9 protein-coding genes, 1 rRNA gene and 1 riboswitch are annotated in these 14,668 nt (G+C 67.7%); of the genes, 4 read left to right on the top strand and 6 right to left on the bottom strand.

The annotated features are described in order from the left end of the window. Positions 1–50: 50 nt before the first annotated feature. Together D9R02_RS08955 and D9R02_RS08960 are read right to left on the bottom strand one after the other, a co-directional pair. Positions 51–572 carry a MarR family winged helix-turn-helix transcriptional regulator gene (locus D9R02_RS08955; protein ID WP_121566779.1) on the bottom strand — a complete coding sequence of 174 codons (522 nt, stop codon included), beginning with the start codon at positions 570–572 and terminating at the stop codon, positions 51–53. Between the two features lie 124 nt (positions 573–696). Then, a complete protein-coding gene (locus tag D9R02_RS08960; RefSeq protein ID WP_121566780.1) occupies positions 697–1,566 on the bottom strand; it encodes a fructosamine kinase family protein in 870 nt (289 codons plus the stop codon). A 95-nt stretch (positions 1,567–1,661) separates the two neighbouring features. On the opposite strand from D9R02_RS08960, the gene D9R02_RS08965 reads away from it, so the two are divergent. The 4 genes from D9R02_RS08965 to metE all read left to right on the top strand — a co-directional run bounded on the left by D9R02_RS08965 (position 1,662) and on the right by metE (position 7,859). After that, complete coding sequence (locus D9R02_RS08965; RefSeq protein WP_147435345.1) at positions 1,662–2,963, top strand: hypothetical protein; 1,302 nt, start codon at positions 1,662–1,664, stop codon at positions 2,961–2,963. 37 nt (positions 2,964–3,000) lie between these two features. Continuing rightward, positions 3,001–3,789: a glycerophosphodiester phosphodiesterase gene (locus D9R02_RS08970; RefSeq protein WP_183085977.1), complete on the top strand. Its 789-nt coding sequence runs from the start codon at positions 3,001–3,003 to the stop codon at positions 3,787–3,789. A 196-nt stretch (positions 3,790–3,985) separates the two neighbouring features. Continuing rightward, a riboswitch (SAM riboswitch) is annotated at positions 3,986–4,102 on the top strand. 44 nt (positions 4,103–4,146) lie between these two features. Next, on the top strand, positions 4,147–5,241 hold the full coding sequence (locus tag D9R02_RS08975; protein WP_121566783.1) for a methylenetetrahydrofolate reductase: 1,095 nt from the start codon (positions 4,147–4,149) through the stop codon (positions 5,239–5,241). Positions 5,242–5,438: 197 nt separating this feature from the next. Continuing rightward, a complete protein-coding gene (gene metE / locus D9R02_RS08980) occupies positions 5,439–7,859 on the top strand; it encodes a 5-methyltetrahydropteroyltriglutamate--homocysteine S-methyltransferase (protein ID WP_121566784.1) in 2,421 nt (806 codons plus the stop codon). A gap of 188 nt (positions 7,860–8,047) precedes the next feature. Here metE and D9R02_RS08985 read toward each other — a convergent pair whose 3' ends face one another. The 4 genes from D9R02_RS08985 to rrf all read right to left on the bottom strand — a co-directional run bounded on the left by D9R02_RS08985 (position 8,048) and on the right by rrf (position 14,438). Beyond that, positions 8,048–11,452 (bottom strand): DEAD/DEAH box helicase family protein, encoded by a 3,405-nt coding sequence (locus D9R02_RS08985; protein ID WP_121566785.1) that lies wholly within the window; start codon positions 11,450–11,452, stop codon positions 8,048–8,050. 34 nt (positions 11,453–11,486) lie between these two features. Further along, the gene (locus tag D9R02_RS08990; RefSeq protein ID WP_121566786.1) at positions 11,487–12,635 is read right to left on the bottom strand and encodes a restriction endonuclease subunit S; all 1,149 of its coding nucleotides are present in this window, start codon (positions 12,633–12,635) and stop codon (positions 11,487–11,489) included. Positions 12,636–12,716: 81 nt separating this feature from the next. After that, complete coding sequence (locus D9R02_RS08995; protein ID WP_259463939.1) at positions 12,717–14,093, bottom strand: type I restriction-modification system subunit M; 1,377 nt, start codon at positions 14,091–14,093, stop codon at positions 12,717–12,719. A gap of 228 nt (positions 14,094–14,321) precedes the next feature. Beyond that, positions 14,322–14,438 (bottom strand): 5S ribosomal RNA (gene rrf, locus D9R02_RS09000). Positions 14,439–14,668 lie beyond the last annotated feature (230 nt).

Below are 14,668 nucleotides of genomic sequence, written 5' to 3' on the forward strand. Positions count from 1 at the left end.
CTGCGGGGCAGCCCCCGCCGGGGCCGGGGGAACACCGTGTGCGGGACCCGTCACGACGTCCCCTCCGCACGGCCCGCCGCGAAGGACTCACAGTGACCGGCCCGTGCCGGACGCTCGCGCAGCTGCTCCAGGTGGTCCTCCATGCGCGCGGCCGTGCCCGTGAGGAACTGCAGCACCGCACGGCGCCCCGCCTCGTCCAGTGCGGCGAGCTCCTCCTCCACCATCCCGATCATGGGGGCGACCTGCGCGGCCACCTCCTCCGTGGACGGCTGCAGGGCCCGCACCGTCATGCGGCGCCGGTCCTCGTGGTGGGGTTCGCGCACCACGTGCCCCGCCAGGACCAGCCGGTCCACCATGGCGGTGGCGGACGCCGTGGTGATGTGCAGTGCGCGCGCCAGCTCCGTGGGCCCCATGGGGCGGCGCATCAGCAGGGCCATGGCCGAGTAGTCGGTGTCCTTGAGGCCCATGATGCGCCGCAGCTGGTGGCCGATCTCCTGGTTGAGCGTGATCACCCGCCGCAGCGCGCGCGAGTGGGGTCCGGCGGGGAGGAACCCCGCACCGTTCTCCGTCATGCTCCACCTCGCGTCACCGGTACCTAGACAATCTAATCAGTATCATGGTGCGTGGCCCGGACGCCTGTCCAACACCGCGGAGCTGCGGCGGCGCCCCGCAGTCGGCGCTCACCCGGGGCGTCACTCACCCGAGACGGCGCAACGCGCTCATCACGGACGCGCCGTAGCCCCCGCCAAAACGGATCGCGTGGACGAGCAGAGGGGGCAGCTGGTACCACGGCACCCGCTGCTGCCAGCCGTCGGCGAGGGGGTGGGCGTCGTCGTACGCCGCGAAGCACTCGCGGCCGAAACCGCCGAAGAGCTGCATCATGGCGAGGTCGTACTCGCGGTGGCCGTAGAACGAGGACGGGTCGATGAGCCAGTTGCCCCCGGAGGCGTCCACCACCCGGTTGCCCGCCCACAGGTCACCGTGCAGCAGACACGGTGGTTCCGGTGGGCCGGCCAGCTCGGCTGCTCGCGGCGCCAGGGCGTCCAGCAACGACGACGCCGCCGGGTCCAGGTTCCCCGCGTCGACCGCCTGCCGCAGCAGGGGCGCGATCCGCCGCTCCAGCAGGAAGTCCGCCCAGTCGTCCGTGGGGGTGAGGTCCACGGGCATGGATCCTATGCGCTCGGGCAGCTCCGGTCCCAGCCACCCCACGTGCGGTGCGGGTGCCCGGTGGATGACCGCCAACCCCGTGCCGAAGCTGCGGTCCGTGGCTCGGTCCGCACTCCCGGATGCCTCCTGGATCCACTCCAGCGCGAGCGCCTCCTCCGAGACGAAGAGCACGGCCGGGACACGGATCTCCTGGGGAGCCACCGCCCGCAGCTTCTCCAGTGCGGCCGCCTCCAGGGGAAGCACGCCGGGTGCCGGGTGGGGCATGGTCTTGGCGAACACCGCACCCCGCGGGGTCTCCAGCCGGAAGGCGTTGGCGCTGTCCCCGCCGCTGAGACCGCGGGCCGCGCTCACCTCCAGCTCACTCACGAGGTCCCGGGGTAGCTGGTCGAGAGATGCCATGGATCCTGTCTAGCACCGGCCACGAACAGGCACCACTCATGACTCAAATCGCGCGCACGAGAACCGGAGACAAGTGACTGCCATACACTCGAGCAATGGGAGTCTCGTCCGGTCAGTCAACGCACAACACGGTTCCGGACATGTCGCCGGCGGGTCGCGACAGCACCCTGGTCACGTATATCTACACCTTCACCTGGCCCCCGAAACACGGCGTCCCAGAGGCCGAATGCACCTCGGCGCTTGAAACCGATCTGGACCTAGGGCGGTTCAACGTCCACCTGGGCGGCAATACCGCGGCTTCCCAGAGGATCTTGAGAACAGGAAAGCTGCGGTCGGACGACATCGCGATTGAGGGTCGCCCCATCCCCCACCTTCCCGCTGATTACCGTTACCGCATTGCCTGGGACGGGCAGTTGTCGATCCAGCTGCATCTCTTGGGGGAAACCCTCGCACACGACTCGGACGTCAACTACGAGCTCAACGTCTTGTGCCACCGCCGGGAAGATGTCCGGTTCGAGGGCGAGCACATCCCCCAGTGGGCCGCGTGGCAGCTTGGTCTGAGCAGCCCCCTGCAGTGGGATCAGGATGTGCTGCAGATCGTGGATTGTGGACGAGCCCACCTGCGGTCCCTGCCCGCGGATCCCGAGGCCAAGGAACTGGCAATTGCCCGAACAGTGCTACGCGATCACGCACAGCACTACAACTTCATTCCGGAGACCGTCCGAAGACCGCGGATGCTCAACATTTCCGATGAGCACGTGGGCGCGCACGGCCGGGGCGTGATCCTCGTGGGCGGCCATCCCCCAGCCACTGCGAACGCCATATACCTCACGTCCAGCACGTTGCTGGCGGCTTTCTCCAGGTTGCGCGCCTTGCGTTCCAAAATTCACCAGCACTTTGAGAGCTTGCAGAGCCGGACGGGCGTGTCAGAATCCCCACCGGCCTCCGACTACCACATGATCCAGAACATCGCGGTTCTCACCCGTCGGCTGCAACTCGATCTGTCCATCGGTGTCGAGGCATACATTGATGACATCGAATTCCCCGACATGGTGATCGACGAATTCCGTCGAAGTTTCGCGGACGCGCTCGGGGTCGAGACGTCCCTGCAACGGACGCGCGGGATGCTGGATTCGCTCTCGAAGGTCTCAGAAACCTACCTGGTGGAGCTGCGCGCGCAAGCGGATTCCGCCGAAGCAACCCGCAAGGAGAGATTGCAGTTCGCTGCCATGATCGCCACTGGCCTGGTGTTCCCTTTCGGGTGCTGTTCTCCTTCTTCGGTGCGACCACCGAAGCCGACGTCCCCAGCACGACATCCATCTTGGACTTGGGGGACTACGGCCTGGCATGGACCCTGGCGATCGCCGCCAGCGTCTTTATCCTGGTCTACTCTTTGATCTTCGCCGTCCACAACGGAATCTTCAGGAGAACACCGTGACCGAAACACCCATGATCTCCGCACACCGCAGCGGCGCCGAGAACGACCTCGCACGGGAGAACAAGCTCGAGACCCTCCATCGGGCGGCCGAGCTGGGATGCGATTTCATCGAATTCGACGTCCATGCCACAGCGGACGGGCACTTCGTGCTGAACCATGACGAGTTCATCCGCGAGGGCGCGCTCACCCACCAGCTGCGGGAAATGACGCTGTCACGCATTCGGGAGCTGCTTCCTGACGTCACCACGCTCGCCGAGTGCCTGGATGCGATCAAGGGCCATGCCAAGGCTCACGTGGATCTCAAGTTCACGTCACCGGAGGACGCCTACCACCACCCCGAGAGCACCTTGGAAGTACGCGCCACCGAGGTCGTTCTCCAGGAGATGGGAGCGGACGGGTGCATTATCACGACGCTGGAGGACCGTTCCGTCCTTGCCGTTCGTGACTGGGCCGACAGCATGGGCATCAACCTGCTGGTGGGTCTCTCCCTCGGCCGAGACCTGTCAGGGGCCGGAGCTGTCCAGAAGTTGAAAGTGAGGCTCTCGGAGCTGTTTCCCGCCCAGCGAATTCGCAACTGCCGTGCGAATCTCCTGGTGGCCAACAAGGATCTCGCCCGGCTGACCCTGCATCGTTTTGCTGCCCGCCGTGGTATCCCGCTTCTGGTCTGGACTGTTGACGAGGAAGCCGATCTGACGTTCTGGCTGGGCAAACCGGACACCTGGCTGGTCACCACCAACTTCCCGAAGCGCGCTCTCCGCCTTCGTCACGAGGCGGCCGGCGGCTAGAGCCCTCCGCCGGTCTCTCCGCTGGGTTTTACCGCCTCGTGCTGAACAGTGCGTGAGAGCGGGACCGTGCACGCGAGTAGCAGCGGCCCGTGCCCGAGTGGCGCCATGCAGACCCCTTCAGACCCGGGGAACACGCCAGACCCGTGGTTTGCTTTCGCCAGTTCCACATCACCTGCTACCGTCTCTCCCACCAAAGGATCATGAGACCCGGCGAAAAGCTCTGGCTGGCCGGGCGGCAACCCTCCTGCTGTAGTGGGGTGCCCCAGATGACGATCCGGCCGCCACGCAACCGCGTGGCTGGCAAGTACGGCGCACGGAACTCGACCTCCGGCGTCCTACCGCCGGAGGTTTTCTCACATGCCCGTCACGTCGTCCACCGCCCGCGCTGAGGGCAGACCCACTCTCGGAGCGGCAGCCCGCCCCTCCGACACAGCCACACCTGTGGGCCTCAGCCTCGCAGGCACACCCGCGGGTCAGCCGTCCACCCCGGGCTCCCCCGCGGCCGAGGTGCCCACGGGCACGTCCTGGCTGGTGCGCCCCCCCCGCCGGTCCACGCTCGTCTCCTTCGAGGTGTTTCCGCCGCGCCCCACCGCGGACCCGGACACCGTGTGGCGCAGCATCGACGCCATGGCCCAGGCCGGACCCGACTTCTTCTCCGTCACACACGGCCACTCGGGTGGTCGTGGTGTCTCCCGGGAGGCGCTGCGCCATCTGCGCCGCACCACCAGGACCCCCGTGATGGCCCACTTCACGTGCGGCGGCACGGACCGCGCGGGGCTGGAGCGTTCGGTGGAGCAGCTGCTGGACGACGGCGTCCGCGACCTCCTCGCGCTGCGCGGGGACCCGCCCCTGGGCGCCGGGCAGTGGCGGACCCCGCCCGGTGGGATCGGCCGGGCCTCGGAGCTGGTGCGGCTCATCCGGGACGTCGAGCGGCGTCGTTTCGGGGACGGGTTCCGCCCCGGGACTCGGCCGCTGTCCGTGTCGGTGGCGTGCTACCCGTCCCCCGCCCGGGGGCGTGACCCCGAGGCGGATCTCGCGTCCCTGTGGGAGAAGCAGGAGGCAGGGGCGGACTACGCGATCACGCAGGTGCTCTACGAGCCCGAGGACTACGCGTCGTTCCTGGAGCGGGCGCGCTCCGAGGGGATCCACATCCCGGTGGTCGCGGGTCTCATGCCCCTGACCAACCCGAAACGGTTGCAGCGGATGACGGAGATCACCGGAGTGCCCGTTCCCGAGCGGCTCACCCGGTTCCTCACCGCGGACTCCCCCGAGGAGCTGCGGCACCGGGGCACCGCGGCCACGCTGTCACTGATCGACGACCTCCTGGACCTGGGCTGCGCCGGCTTCCACCTGTACACGTTCAACCGCCCGGACGCGGCGCTCACCATCCTGGAGCACCTGCGCGTGCGGGACGCGGCCCGCGAGTACCGGGGCCGCAGCCCCGCGGCCTGACCGTGCGGCGTCGTGCGCCCCGCCCGCCGCGGAGCCGCACGCACGGCTCTGCCCACGCGCACTGGAGCACGTGCCCCGGTACGCCCGCCGCACCAGTCACGCCCAGTGACCCCGTGCAGCACCGTCGCCGGCCCACCCGCGACGCGGCTGCCTCACACCCTTTTTCCATCCCGGACCGACCCTCGCAAGGAGAGATCATGACCATCACGAATTCCACCCCCCTGCCCAGCGCCACGATCCTGGGCTACCCGCGCATCGGCCCGGACCGGGAGCTCAAGCGGGCCCTCGAGGCCCACTGGGCGGATCCCGCACGGCACCCGGCCGGCACCGTCCTGGGCACCCTCGGCGACCTCCGGGAGCGCACGACCCTCAGGCTGCGCGAGCTGGGGCTCACGCAGGACTGCGCGGTGCCGTCCGAGGGCTTCGCCGTGGACCACGTCCTGGACACGGCGCTCGCCCTGGGTGCCGTGCCGGCCCGGTTCCGGGCGGAGGGCCTCCCCCCCGCCGCGCCGGACACCGAGCGCGGGATCGAGCTGATCACGGCCCTGTCCCGCGGGACGGACGATCTGGAGCCGCTGGAGCTGACCAAGTGGTTCGACACCAACTACCACTACTACGTCCCGGAGATCGACCCCGGCACCGCGCTGCGGGCGCACCCGGAGAGCCTGGTCTCCCGGTACCGGGACACCCAGCGGCGCACCGGCGTGCGGACCCGCCCCGTGCTGGTGGGCCCCGTGACCTTCCTGCTGCTCTCGCGCCCGGAAACCCCCGTGGCCCACGGCGCTCGGGTTGACCCCCTGGCCGGGCTCGACGACGTCCTGGCCCAGTACGTCTCGATCCTCAGCTCCCTGCACGCGGCCGGTGTGCCGTGGGTGCAGCTGGACGAATCCGCTCTCGCCGCGGACGGCTGGGGCGCGTCCCGCGAGCGGATCCTCTCCGCGGTGACCACCGCGTACAGGCGGCTGACCGCCCTGTCCGACCACCCCTCGGTGCTGGTGACCGTGGGCTACGGGGACGCCGGCCAGGACGCCCACCTGGCGCTGGCCCGCACGGGCGTGGACGCCCTCGCCGTGGACCTCGACCGCGGGGACGTCCCCTCGGCCACCGCCCTCGAGGCGTGGGGCGGGCGTCCGGTGGTGGGCGGCGTCGTGGGCGGACGCACCGTGTGGCGCACGAACCTGGCGGGCGCCACGGACACCCTGGACCGGTTGCGTGCCGCGGCCCGCGGCCCCGTGGCGGTGGGCACGGCGACGCCGCTGCTGCACGTCCCGCACGACGTCACCCGGGAGACCGAACTGGACCCGGACGTGCGCAGCTGGGTGGCGTTCGCGGACCAGAAGGTGAGCGAGGTCGTCGAGCTGGCGCGCGGCGTCGAGCACGGATGGAAGGAGATCAGCGAGGCCCTGGAGACCGACATCCGCATCCGCGAGGCCCGGGCCGCCCACCCCGCGACGCGCCGCCCCGAGATCCGCGAGCGCACCGCGGCCGTCTCCCCGGAGGACCGACGGCGCCCCTCAGCGGCCGAACGCCGGGCGGCGCAGCAGGAGCGGCTGAAGCTGCCGCTGCTGCCCACCACGACCATCGGCTCCTTTCCGCAGACCGCCGAGATCCGGGCGGCCCGCGCCGCCCACCGGGCGGGTCGCCTGGACGGCGCCGCCTACTGGGAGGCCATCCGGTCGGAGATCGCCCGCACGGTGCGCGCCCAGGAGGAGCTGGGGCTGGACGTGCTGGTGCACGGAGAGGCGGAGCGCAACGACATGGTCCAGTACTTCGCGGAGTCCCTGGAGGGCTTCGCGACCACCCGCCACGGCTGGGTGCAGTCCTACGGCTCGCGGTGCACACGCCCGTCCATCCTGTTCGGGGACGTCTCCCGGCGCGTGCCCATCACCGTGGACTGGACGCGCTACGCGGCGTCGCTCACCGACCGTCCTGTGAAGGGCATGCTCACGGGTCCTGTCACGATCCTCGCGTGGTCCTTCGTGCGCGACGACGTCCCCGCGGCCGAGGTGGCCGATCAGGTGGCACTGGCGCTGCGGGACGAGATCACCGACCTCGAAGCCGCCGGCACCGCCGTGGTGCAGGTGGACGAGCCTGCCCTGCGGGAGCTGCTGCCGCTGCGCGAGGCGGACCGTCCGGCCTACCTGGAGTGGTCCGTGGGCGCGTTCCGGCTGGCCACCGGCGCCGCCGCCACGGACACGCAGATTCACACCCACCTCTGCTACTCCGAGTTCGAGACCGTGCTGGATGCGATCGAGGGCCTGGACGCGGACGTCACCACCCTGGAGGCCTCCCGCTCCGGCTCGGGCATCGTGGACGGGCTGGCCGCCGCGGACTTCCCGAGGGACGTGGGACCCGGTGTGTGGGACATCCACTCCCCGCGCGTGCCCTCCTTCGAGGAGGTGGCTCGTAGGGTGCGCCATGCCGCCCACGCCATCGGCGCGGAGCGCGTGTGGGTCAACCCGGACTGCGGGCTGAAGACCCGTGGCCGGCCCGAGACGGAGGCAGCACTCGACCGTCTCGTGGCCGCCGCGGTGTCCGTGCGCACGGAGCTCGAGCGGGAGGACCACGACGCCCGCGTCGGCGCGGGGCCCGTCCTTAGTTCAGCGGGCGCCGCCTGAGCCAGGAGACGGTGATTCCGGAACCACGGACCGCCCACGCCGCGCAAAACGCACGGCGCGGGCGGTCCGGCATGTTCGGGGCGGCGCATTCGGGCTCCGTGACGAGCCGTGGCATCCTCTGTCCGCCGGTCCTCACGGCGCGGCACCCGCCAGCCCGCAGACCGTCAACCCGTCAGACTGCCAGCCAGTCAGCCCGTGGGCGGCAGGGCCTCCGCCGGGACGGCCCGCTGGCGCACCAGCGCGGAGAGGTCGATGATCCGGTCCACGTCCTCCTCCTCGAACAGCACCTCCGGCCCGGACCAGGCGATGTCCGTGAAGGGCGGTTCGTAGAGCCGCTCCGGCTCCATGGCCCCGTTGCGGGTGAGCTCGTCGATCACCCGTTCGATGAACCGGATCTGCTCCACGGTGTGGGTGGAGCGGTTGAGGTACTCCGCGAACAGCGTGGACACCTCAGCCCGTTCCATGCCCACGAGCTTGCGGATGAGCAGGCCCATGCCCTGGTTCCGCTCGGCGGCGTCCCGCAGGGCGTCCCGGTCCCCCACCCCGTGCTCGATCATCATCTCCTCGAGGCTCTTGAGGTCCGCGGCCGTGAGCGGCTTGTTGCGGCGCAGCCGCTCGATGGCCACGTGGTCCAGGTGCTGGGTGAGGAACGCCCGGGCCTTCTGCTCGAAACGTGCCAGATCCGTGCCGGGAGCACGGGGGTGCAGCTCCACATCCCGGATCTCCTCCAGGGTGTCCTGGAAGTCGGTGTACACGGGATTGCGCCGGGTCTTCTCGATCAGCGCCACCAGCCCGCGGACGCGCTGGCGCAGCACGTCCAGCATGGGCAGGGTGACGTCCTGCCACCACTCGTCCCCGGCAGCGGCCTCGAGGATCTCGAGCTGCTTCTGGACGGCCGGGATCTTGTCCTTGCCCCGCAGCTGCTCCGCGATCTCCTGGATCCTGGCCCGGTAGCCCTCCCCCGCGGCGTCGTCCCCGTCCAGCAGCGCCACCTGGTGGCGCAGCACCAGCAGGTCGAAGCTCTTGGCGTCCACGTCCGGGTCCTGCTCGCTGGACGGCAACCCTGCGAGGTTGTCCATGACGTCCTGGGCGGAGGACTCGTCCAGCGCCTGCCACGCCTCGGGCCGGGCAAAGCGTTCCACGAGCCGCAGGTGCGGGCGTACCAGCACGTTCTCGCGGTTCATGCCCAGCACGTACCGCTGCACCGACGACGCCGTGTCCTCCCGCAGCTGCCGCACGTCACCGGCCAGGTTGCCGCGCTTGGCCTGCGCGTCGATCCCGCAGATCATCCGCACGCGGTGCTCCACGATGCGCTGGCTCAGGGACTTGGGCACGGAGCCCTTGGGCTCTGGGAGGTCCTGGTTGAAGAAGTCCAGGTTCCCGCAGCAGTCGAAGACCAGGAAGTCCTCCTTGTCCCGCCCCGGGCCGAAGAGGTCCGGGCGCAGCCGGGTGCCGCGGCCGATCATCTGCCAGAACTTGGTCTTGGAGCGCACCGGTTTGAAGAACACCAGGTTCACCACGTCCGGGACGTCCACGCCGGTGTCCAGCATGTCCACGGAGATGGCGATGTGCGGTTCCTTCTCCGGGTCGCTGAAGTCGTCGATCAGGGACTGCGCATGGCGGCTGCCGTGGGTGATCGCGCTGGCGAAGCGGCCTCCGTAGCCGGGGTACTGGGCGTCGAAGCGTTCCTGGATGAAATCCGCGTGGCGCTGGTTGCGGGCGAAGATGATCGTCTTGCCCAGCCGGTCCCCGTTGGCCACCCGGTGCCCGGACTCCATGACCGCGGCCAGCACCTTGTCCACGGTGTCCGTGTTGAAGAGCACCCGGTTGATCTCCTCCGAGGAGACCTCGTCCGGGATCTCGCCCTCGCCCCAGTCGAGCTCGTCCCAGCGCTCCCGTTCTTCCTCGGTGCGCTCGTGGTAGCGCATGCCGCGGCGGATGAACCCGGTGCCGATCTCCTTGCCGCGCGGTGGCACGAGCTTGCCGTCCGCCACGGCCTCCTCCAGGGTGTACGCGTCCGTGGGGACGCCGTCCTCCAGGGCGAAGAGTTGATAGGTGTTGTGGTCGATGTCGTCCTTGGGCGTGGCGGTGAGGCCCAGCAGCAGGGAGTCGAAGTGCTCGAAGATGGCCCGGTACTTCTGGTACACGGAGCGGTGCGCCTCGTCCACGATCACCAGGTCGAAGAACCCCGGACCGAAGCGCCGCACCCCACCCTCGTTCTCGTGGATCAGGTTCAGCATGGTGGGGTACGTGGAGAGGTACACGCGCCCGGCGCCGGGGCGTTCGTCCACCAGGTTCACGGACGCGGTGTCCGTGAGCAGCTCCGCGAAGGCACGCTTGGCCTGGCGCACCAGGGCGGTGCGGTCCGCGAGGAACAGCACGTTCTTCGCCCAGTTATGCTCCTGCAGCTGCTTCACCAGGGCAATGGCCGTGCGGGTCTTGCCGGAGCCCGTGGCCATGACCAGCAGGGCCGCGCGCTGCTTCCGGTCGAAGGCATCGTCCACCGCGCGGATCGCTCGGGTCTGGTAGGGGCGCTCGAAGCCCGCGATGCTCTCGTCGATCGGCGCCTGCGCCAGGGCCGCGCGGGTGCCCCGCCGCTGGATGGCAAGTTCCAGCTCGTCCCGGGTGTAGAAGCCCTGGACGCGGCGCGGCGGGTAGCCGGCGGCGTCGTCCCAGATCTCGTGCTCGTAGCCGTTGGACAGGAAGATCACCGGACGACGCCCGTGCTCGCATTCCAGGGCGTCCGCGTAGAGCTTGGCCTGGTGCTGGCCGTCGCGCAGGCTCACGTGGCTGGCCTTGGCCTCCACAATGGCCAGGGGGCGGCCGTCCGTGCCCCACAGCACGTAGTCCACGCGGCCCGTACCGGAAGCGGTGGGCATCCCGGACACGGTGAACTCCCGGTCCCGGGGATCGGAGAGCTCCCACCCGGCCTCGAAGAGCAGGGTGTCGATGTTGGTCGCGCGGGTCTCGGCCTCGTTCAGGTCGCGGTCGTCGCGTGCAACAGGGACCTCCCTCCCGGCGCGAACGGCGGCCTGCAGCTCCGCGATGGTGGCCTGCTGCTGGGCGGCGAGGTCGTCCCGCTCCTTGAGCAGTTTTTGGTACTTGGCGTCCTGGTCCTTGAACTTCTGCGCAAGCTGCACCACCTGCTCGCGGGTCAGGGGCGCGGCCTGTGCGGCCACCTGAGGGTCGAACACCGCGTGCGGGTCCACGGTGTCCGGGTGGCGGGTGTAGCGCAGCGCCGCCCAGATCATCACGTGGTGCAGTTCCTTGAGGACCGGCAACGACTGCTGCCGAGAAATCGGCCCGGTCCGGTGCACAGCGGTATTGCCGTTCTTGCGGATCAGGTTCAGCTTGGCCTGGATCGCCGGGCCCGTGACGGCCACGAAGGCGGAGTCGTTCGTGCGGGCCGCCAGGTCCGAGGCGTAGGCCTCCCGCAGGTTCTCCATGTCGAACAGGAACCCCACGAGCACCTCAATGGCGCGGCGGCTGTAAAAGCACGCGGACCGCGGGTCGCTCATCACGTAGGACTCCGCCCGCGCGCAGTCCTCGTAGAGCTCCGGCCACTCGGCCCTCAAGAAATCGAAGTTGCCCACGCGCCCTCCCCGGCTCTATGCGTTTGGAACGACCCTACAGTTCGCCCGAGAACGCCCGCGACTGCAAGGACGCGAACAGCTCCTCGTCCTTCTCCAGCGCCCGCTCCACGAGAGCGCGCTGCGCGTTGATCTGCTCGACGCGGGCGGCGAACTCCTGCTGGACGGCGAGAGGCGGGATCGGAAGAGAAACGTCCCCAAGGATTTTCTGGTTAATCTTAAAAGTACCGTTCGTCGTTCTCGCACCCGCTTCTATCTGTTGCCGGACTACTCGCTGACCCCACAGTGCCGCCAAGTAAGGTGGACGAATTTTGTCAGCATCTAAACGGCAGGCAATCATGGTGTCCGGGAAGACGACCTGATCGTCGTCCGACTGGGGGAACACCCCCTGGCCCACCAGGTCGATATTCCCATTCCCCCGACATACCAAGAAGTCTTGCTTTCGCACACGAACATTCTCCTCGGGTATTCGGTCGAACATCGCTGCCCGTCGTGATGTAGGGTCGAACCTCCCATGTGTAATTGCACCAAGAGTCAGCACCTGCGCCCCAAATTCACCGCTGTTCGAAGGGGACAAACCATTGCGGAAGTTTTGGACGAGATCGCCGAATCGCATTTTCTGCGGTTCCGAGGAGACTGATAAATCGAGAAAAACTGACTGAGTAAGTTCATCAAGGAGAGCGAGGGAGGCACGGCGCTTCGTGCGGATCGCGTCAGCCTGATCCAGGATCCCCGCGATCCTCCGCTGCTCATCTAGTGGGGGTACAGGTATCATCAAAGAGGCAACGACGTTCCGAGTAATTCCTTTAATCGTCGCGCCCCGCGCCTGATCCGCGAGCGACCGAGCCGACAATTTCAAAAAATGGCGGATATAATTGGGGGAGATCCCGGTATGGGGTATGACTCCAGTAAGGTCCTGGCTGATTGCGGTTGCTCGATCCAATAACGCAACCTTCCCAACCGACGTCCTGGTTACCAGTACTAGTGCGCCCGCCTCAACAATGTTAGTTGCAGACTTCTGCACTGCTTCAGTCGTTATCCAAAACCGGGAAGAGATATCCCCCGAATCGTCGATGTCCGCACCTGTAATCCAAGGTATATGTCCGCCGTAATACTCGGCCACGGAACGGCTGGGCGTTCCTCCCGACACGAACGTAGCAACATCTCCCAGCTTCATACGTATCATCGAAGATCCGCCTTCAATGACGCCAGCGAGTGCTCAATCATCTGATTGAGACGCTCGATATCATCAACGATCTCCGTAGGGCTACGGTGTTCTACTTCCTCCTGTACCACTTCGCGGTACCGGTTCAACGACAGGTCGTACCCCTGCTCCGCGATCTCCTCCTTGGGGACCACGAAGGACTGCTCTGTGCGCGCGACCCAGCTCGGCGGCGTTGCCCGACACGAACAAGCGGTAGTGCTCGCGAACGTCCGGGAGGTCATTCGCGTCCACAGGGGTGCGCTTGTCGTCCAGGGAGTAACCGTCCGCGCGGACGTCGTAGAACCACACGTTGTCGGTGCCGCCACTGTCCGTCTTGGTGAACAGCAGGATGGCCGTGGACACCCCCGCGTAGGGCTTGAAGACGCCCGAGGGGAGCTTGATCACCGCGTCCAGCTTCTGCTCCTCCACGAGCATGCGGCGCAGGTCCTTGTGCGCCTTGGAGGAACCGAACAGCACCCCGTCCGGAACGATCACGGCAGCACGCCCGCCGGTCTCCAGCATCTCCAGGAACAGGGCCAGGAAGAGCAGCTCGGTCTTCTTGGTCTTGATGGTCTTCAGCAGCGTCTGGGAGGTGGCCCCGTAGTCCAGGGAGCCCGCGAACGGCGGGTTGGCCAGGATCAGGCTGTACGTGGCGTCGTTGCGGGAAACCTCCGCCAGGGAGTCCCGGTACCGGATGTCCGCAGAACCGATGCCGTGCATCAGCATGTTCATGCTCGCAATGCGCAGCATGGTGGAGTCGAAGTCGTAGCCATGGAACATGCCCGAGCCGTAGTGAGCCCGCTTCTTCGGGTCGGAAAACAGGGTCTCGTCGTGCTCCCGCAGGTACTCGGACGCGGACACCAGGAACCCCGCCGTGCCGCACGCGGGGTCGCAGATGGTGTCCTCCGCGTTCGGCTCGGTGAGATCCACCATGAGGTCGATGATGTGCCGGGGCGTGCGGAACTGCCCATTCACACCGGCCGAGGCCAGCTTGGACAGCAGATATTCGTAGAGGTCCCCGTTGGTGTCCTGGCGCAGGTCCAACTGGTCCAGCAGGTCGATGACCTTGTGCAGCAGAGCCGGCGTGGGGATGGTGAACCGGGCGTCCCGCATGTGCTCCGTGTAGGCGCTCTCGCCACCCAGACGCCGGAGTAAGGGGAACACCCCGCGGTCCATCAACTCGTAAGCGGTGGCCGGGTCCTGGTTCTTGAGATGACTCCACCGCAGCTTCTGCTCATCCCCGGGGCCGAAGATGGGGTCCTCCGGGGTGCGCCCGGTACGGCTGGCCTTACGGTCGATGAGCTCCTGCTCCTGGTCCAGGCGCTTGATGTAGAGCAGGTAGGTGATCTGCTCGATCACCTCCAGCGGATTGGAGATGCCACCCGTCCAGAACGTGTTCCACACTCGGTCGATCTTCGACTTGAACTCACCCGTAATCACTCCGTCAGGCTACCCGGAGGAATGGGCAAGCACATGGGGAGACGCGCACTCGGAGACATTGCGTGCGAACTGGCACGCCCAGAAAAGACGATGGACCTCACGGGCTCCGCTGCCAGCGCCGGCCTCCCGGGGGAGCAGACCGGAAATGGTGTGTTAAATGCGGGGAGGCCCCACCTGGCCCACTCTGTTCGAGTGGTCCTGGTGGGGCCTCAACCCTTCCTACGTTAATTCCGGCGGTGACTTACTCTCCCACACCCTACCGAGTGCAGTACCATCAGCGCTGTGGGTCTTAGCTACCGGGTTCGGGATGGGACCGGGCGTTTCCCCCACGCTATAACCACCGGAAACCTGCACCACCCCGAACCCGGGGCGGAAACCTGGTTTCCCGTTGCCTACGGGAACAATATTCTGTTACCAACCACACCACCCGCACCCCACACGGGGGGTTGGGGTTGTTGGTGGTCAACCACATAGTGAACGCGAACACCACACTTGATGACTGTTTGTGTGTGTATAAGTCTTCGGTGTATTAGTACCAGTCAGCTCCACGCCTTGCAACGCTTCCACACCTGGCC

Origin of the sequence: Kocuria rhizophila, from assembly GCF_003667225.1 — a bacterium.
In the GTDB taxonomy this organism is placed as follows: Bacteria; Actinomycetota; Actinomycetes; order Actinomycetales; family Micrococcaceae; genus Kocuria; species Kocuria rhizophila.

Coding starts and splice junctions, on each gene's coding strand:
- D9R02_RS08960 (WP_121566780.1), bottom strand. CDS start 1,566: ATGGCATCTCTCGACCAGCTACCCCGGGACCTCGTGAGTGAGCTGGAG.
- metE (WP_121566784.1), top strand. CDS start 5,439: ATGACCATCACGAATTCCACCCCCCTGCCCAGCGCCACGATCCTGGGC.
- D9R02_RS08975 (WP_121566783.1), top strand. CDS start 4,147: ATGCCCGTCACGTCGTCCACCGCCCGCGCTGAGGGCAGACCCACTCTC.
- D9R02_RS08990 (WP_121566786.1), bottom strand. CDS start 12,635: ATGATACGTATGAAGCTGGGAGATGTTGCTACGTTCGTGTCGGGAGGA.
- D9R02_RS08965 (WP_147435345.1), top strand. CDS start 1,662: ATGGGAGTCTCGTCCGGTCAGTCAACGCACAACACGGTTCCGGACATG.
- D9R02_RS08955 (WP_121566779.1), bottom strand. CDS start 572: ATGACGGAGAACGGTGCGGGGTTCCTCCCCGCCGGACCCCACTCGCGC.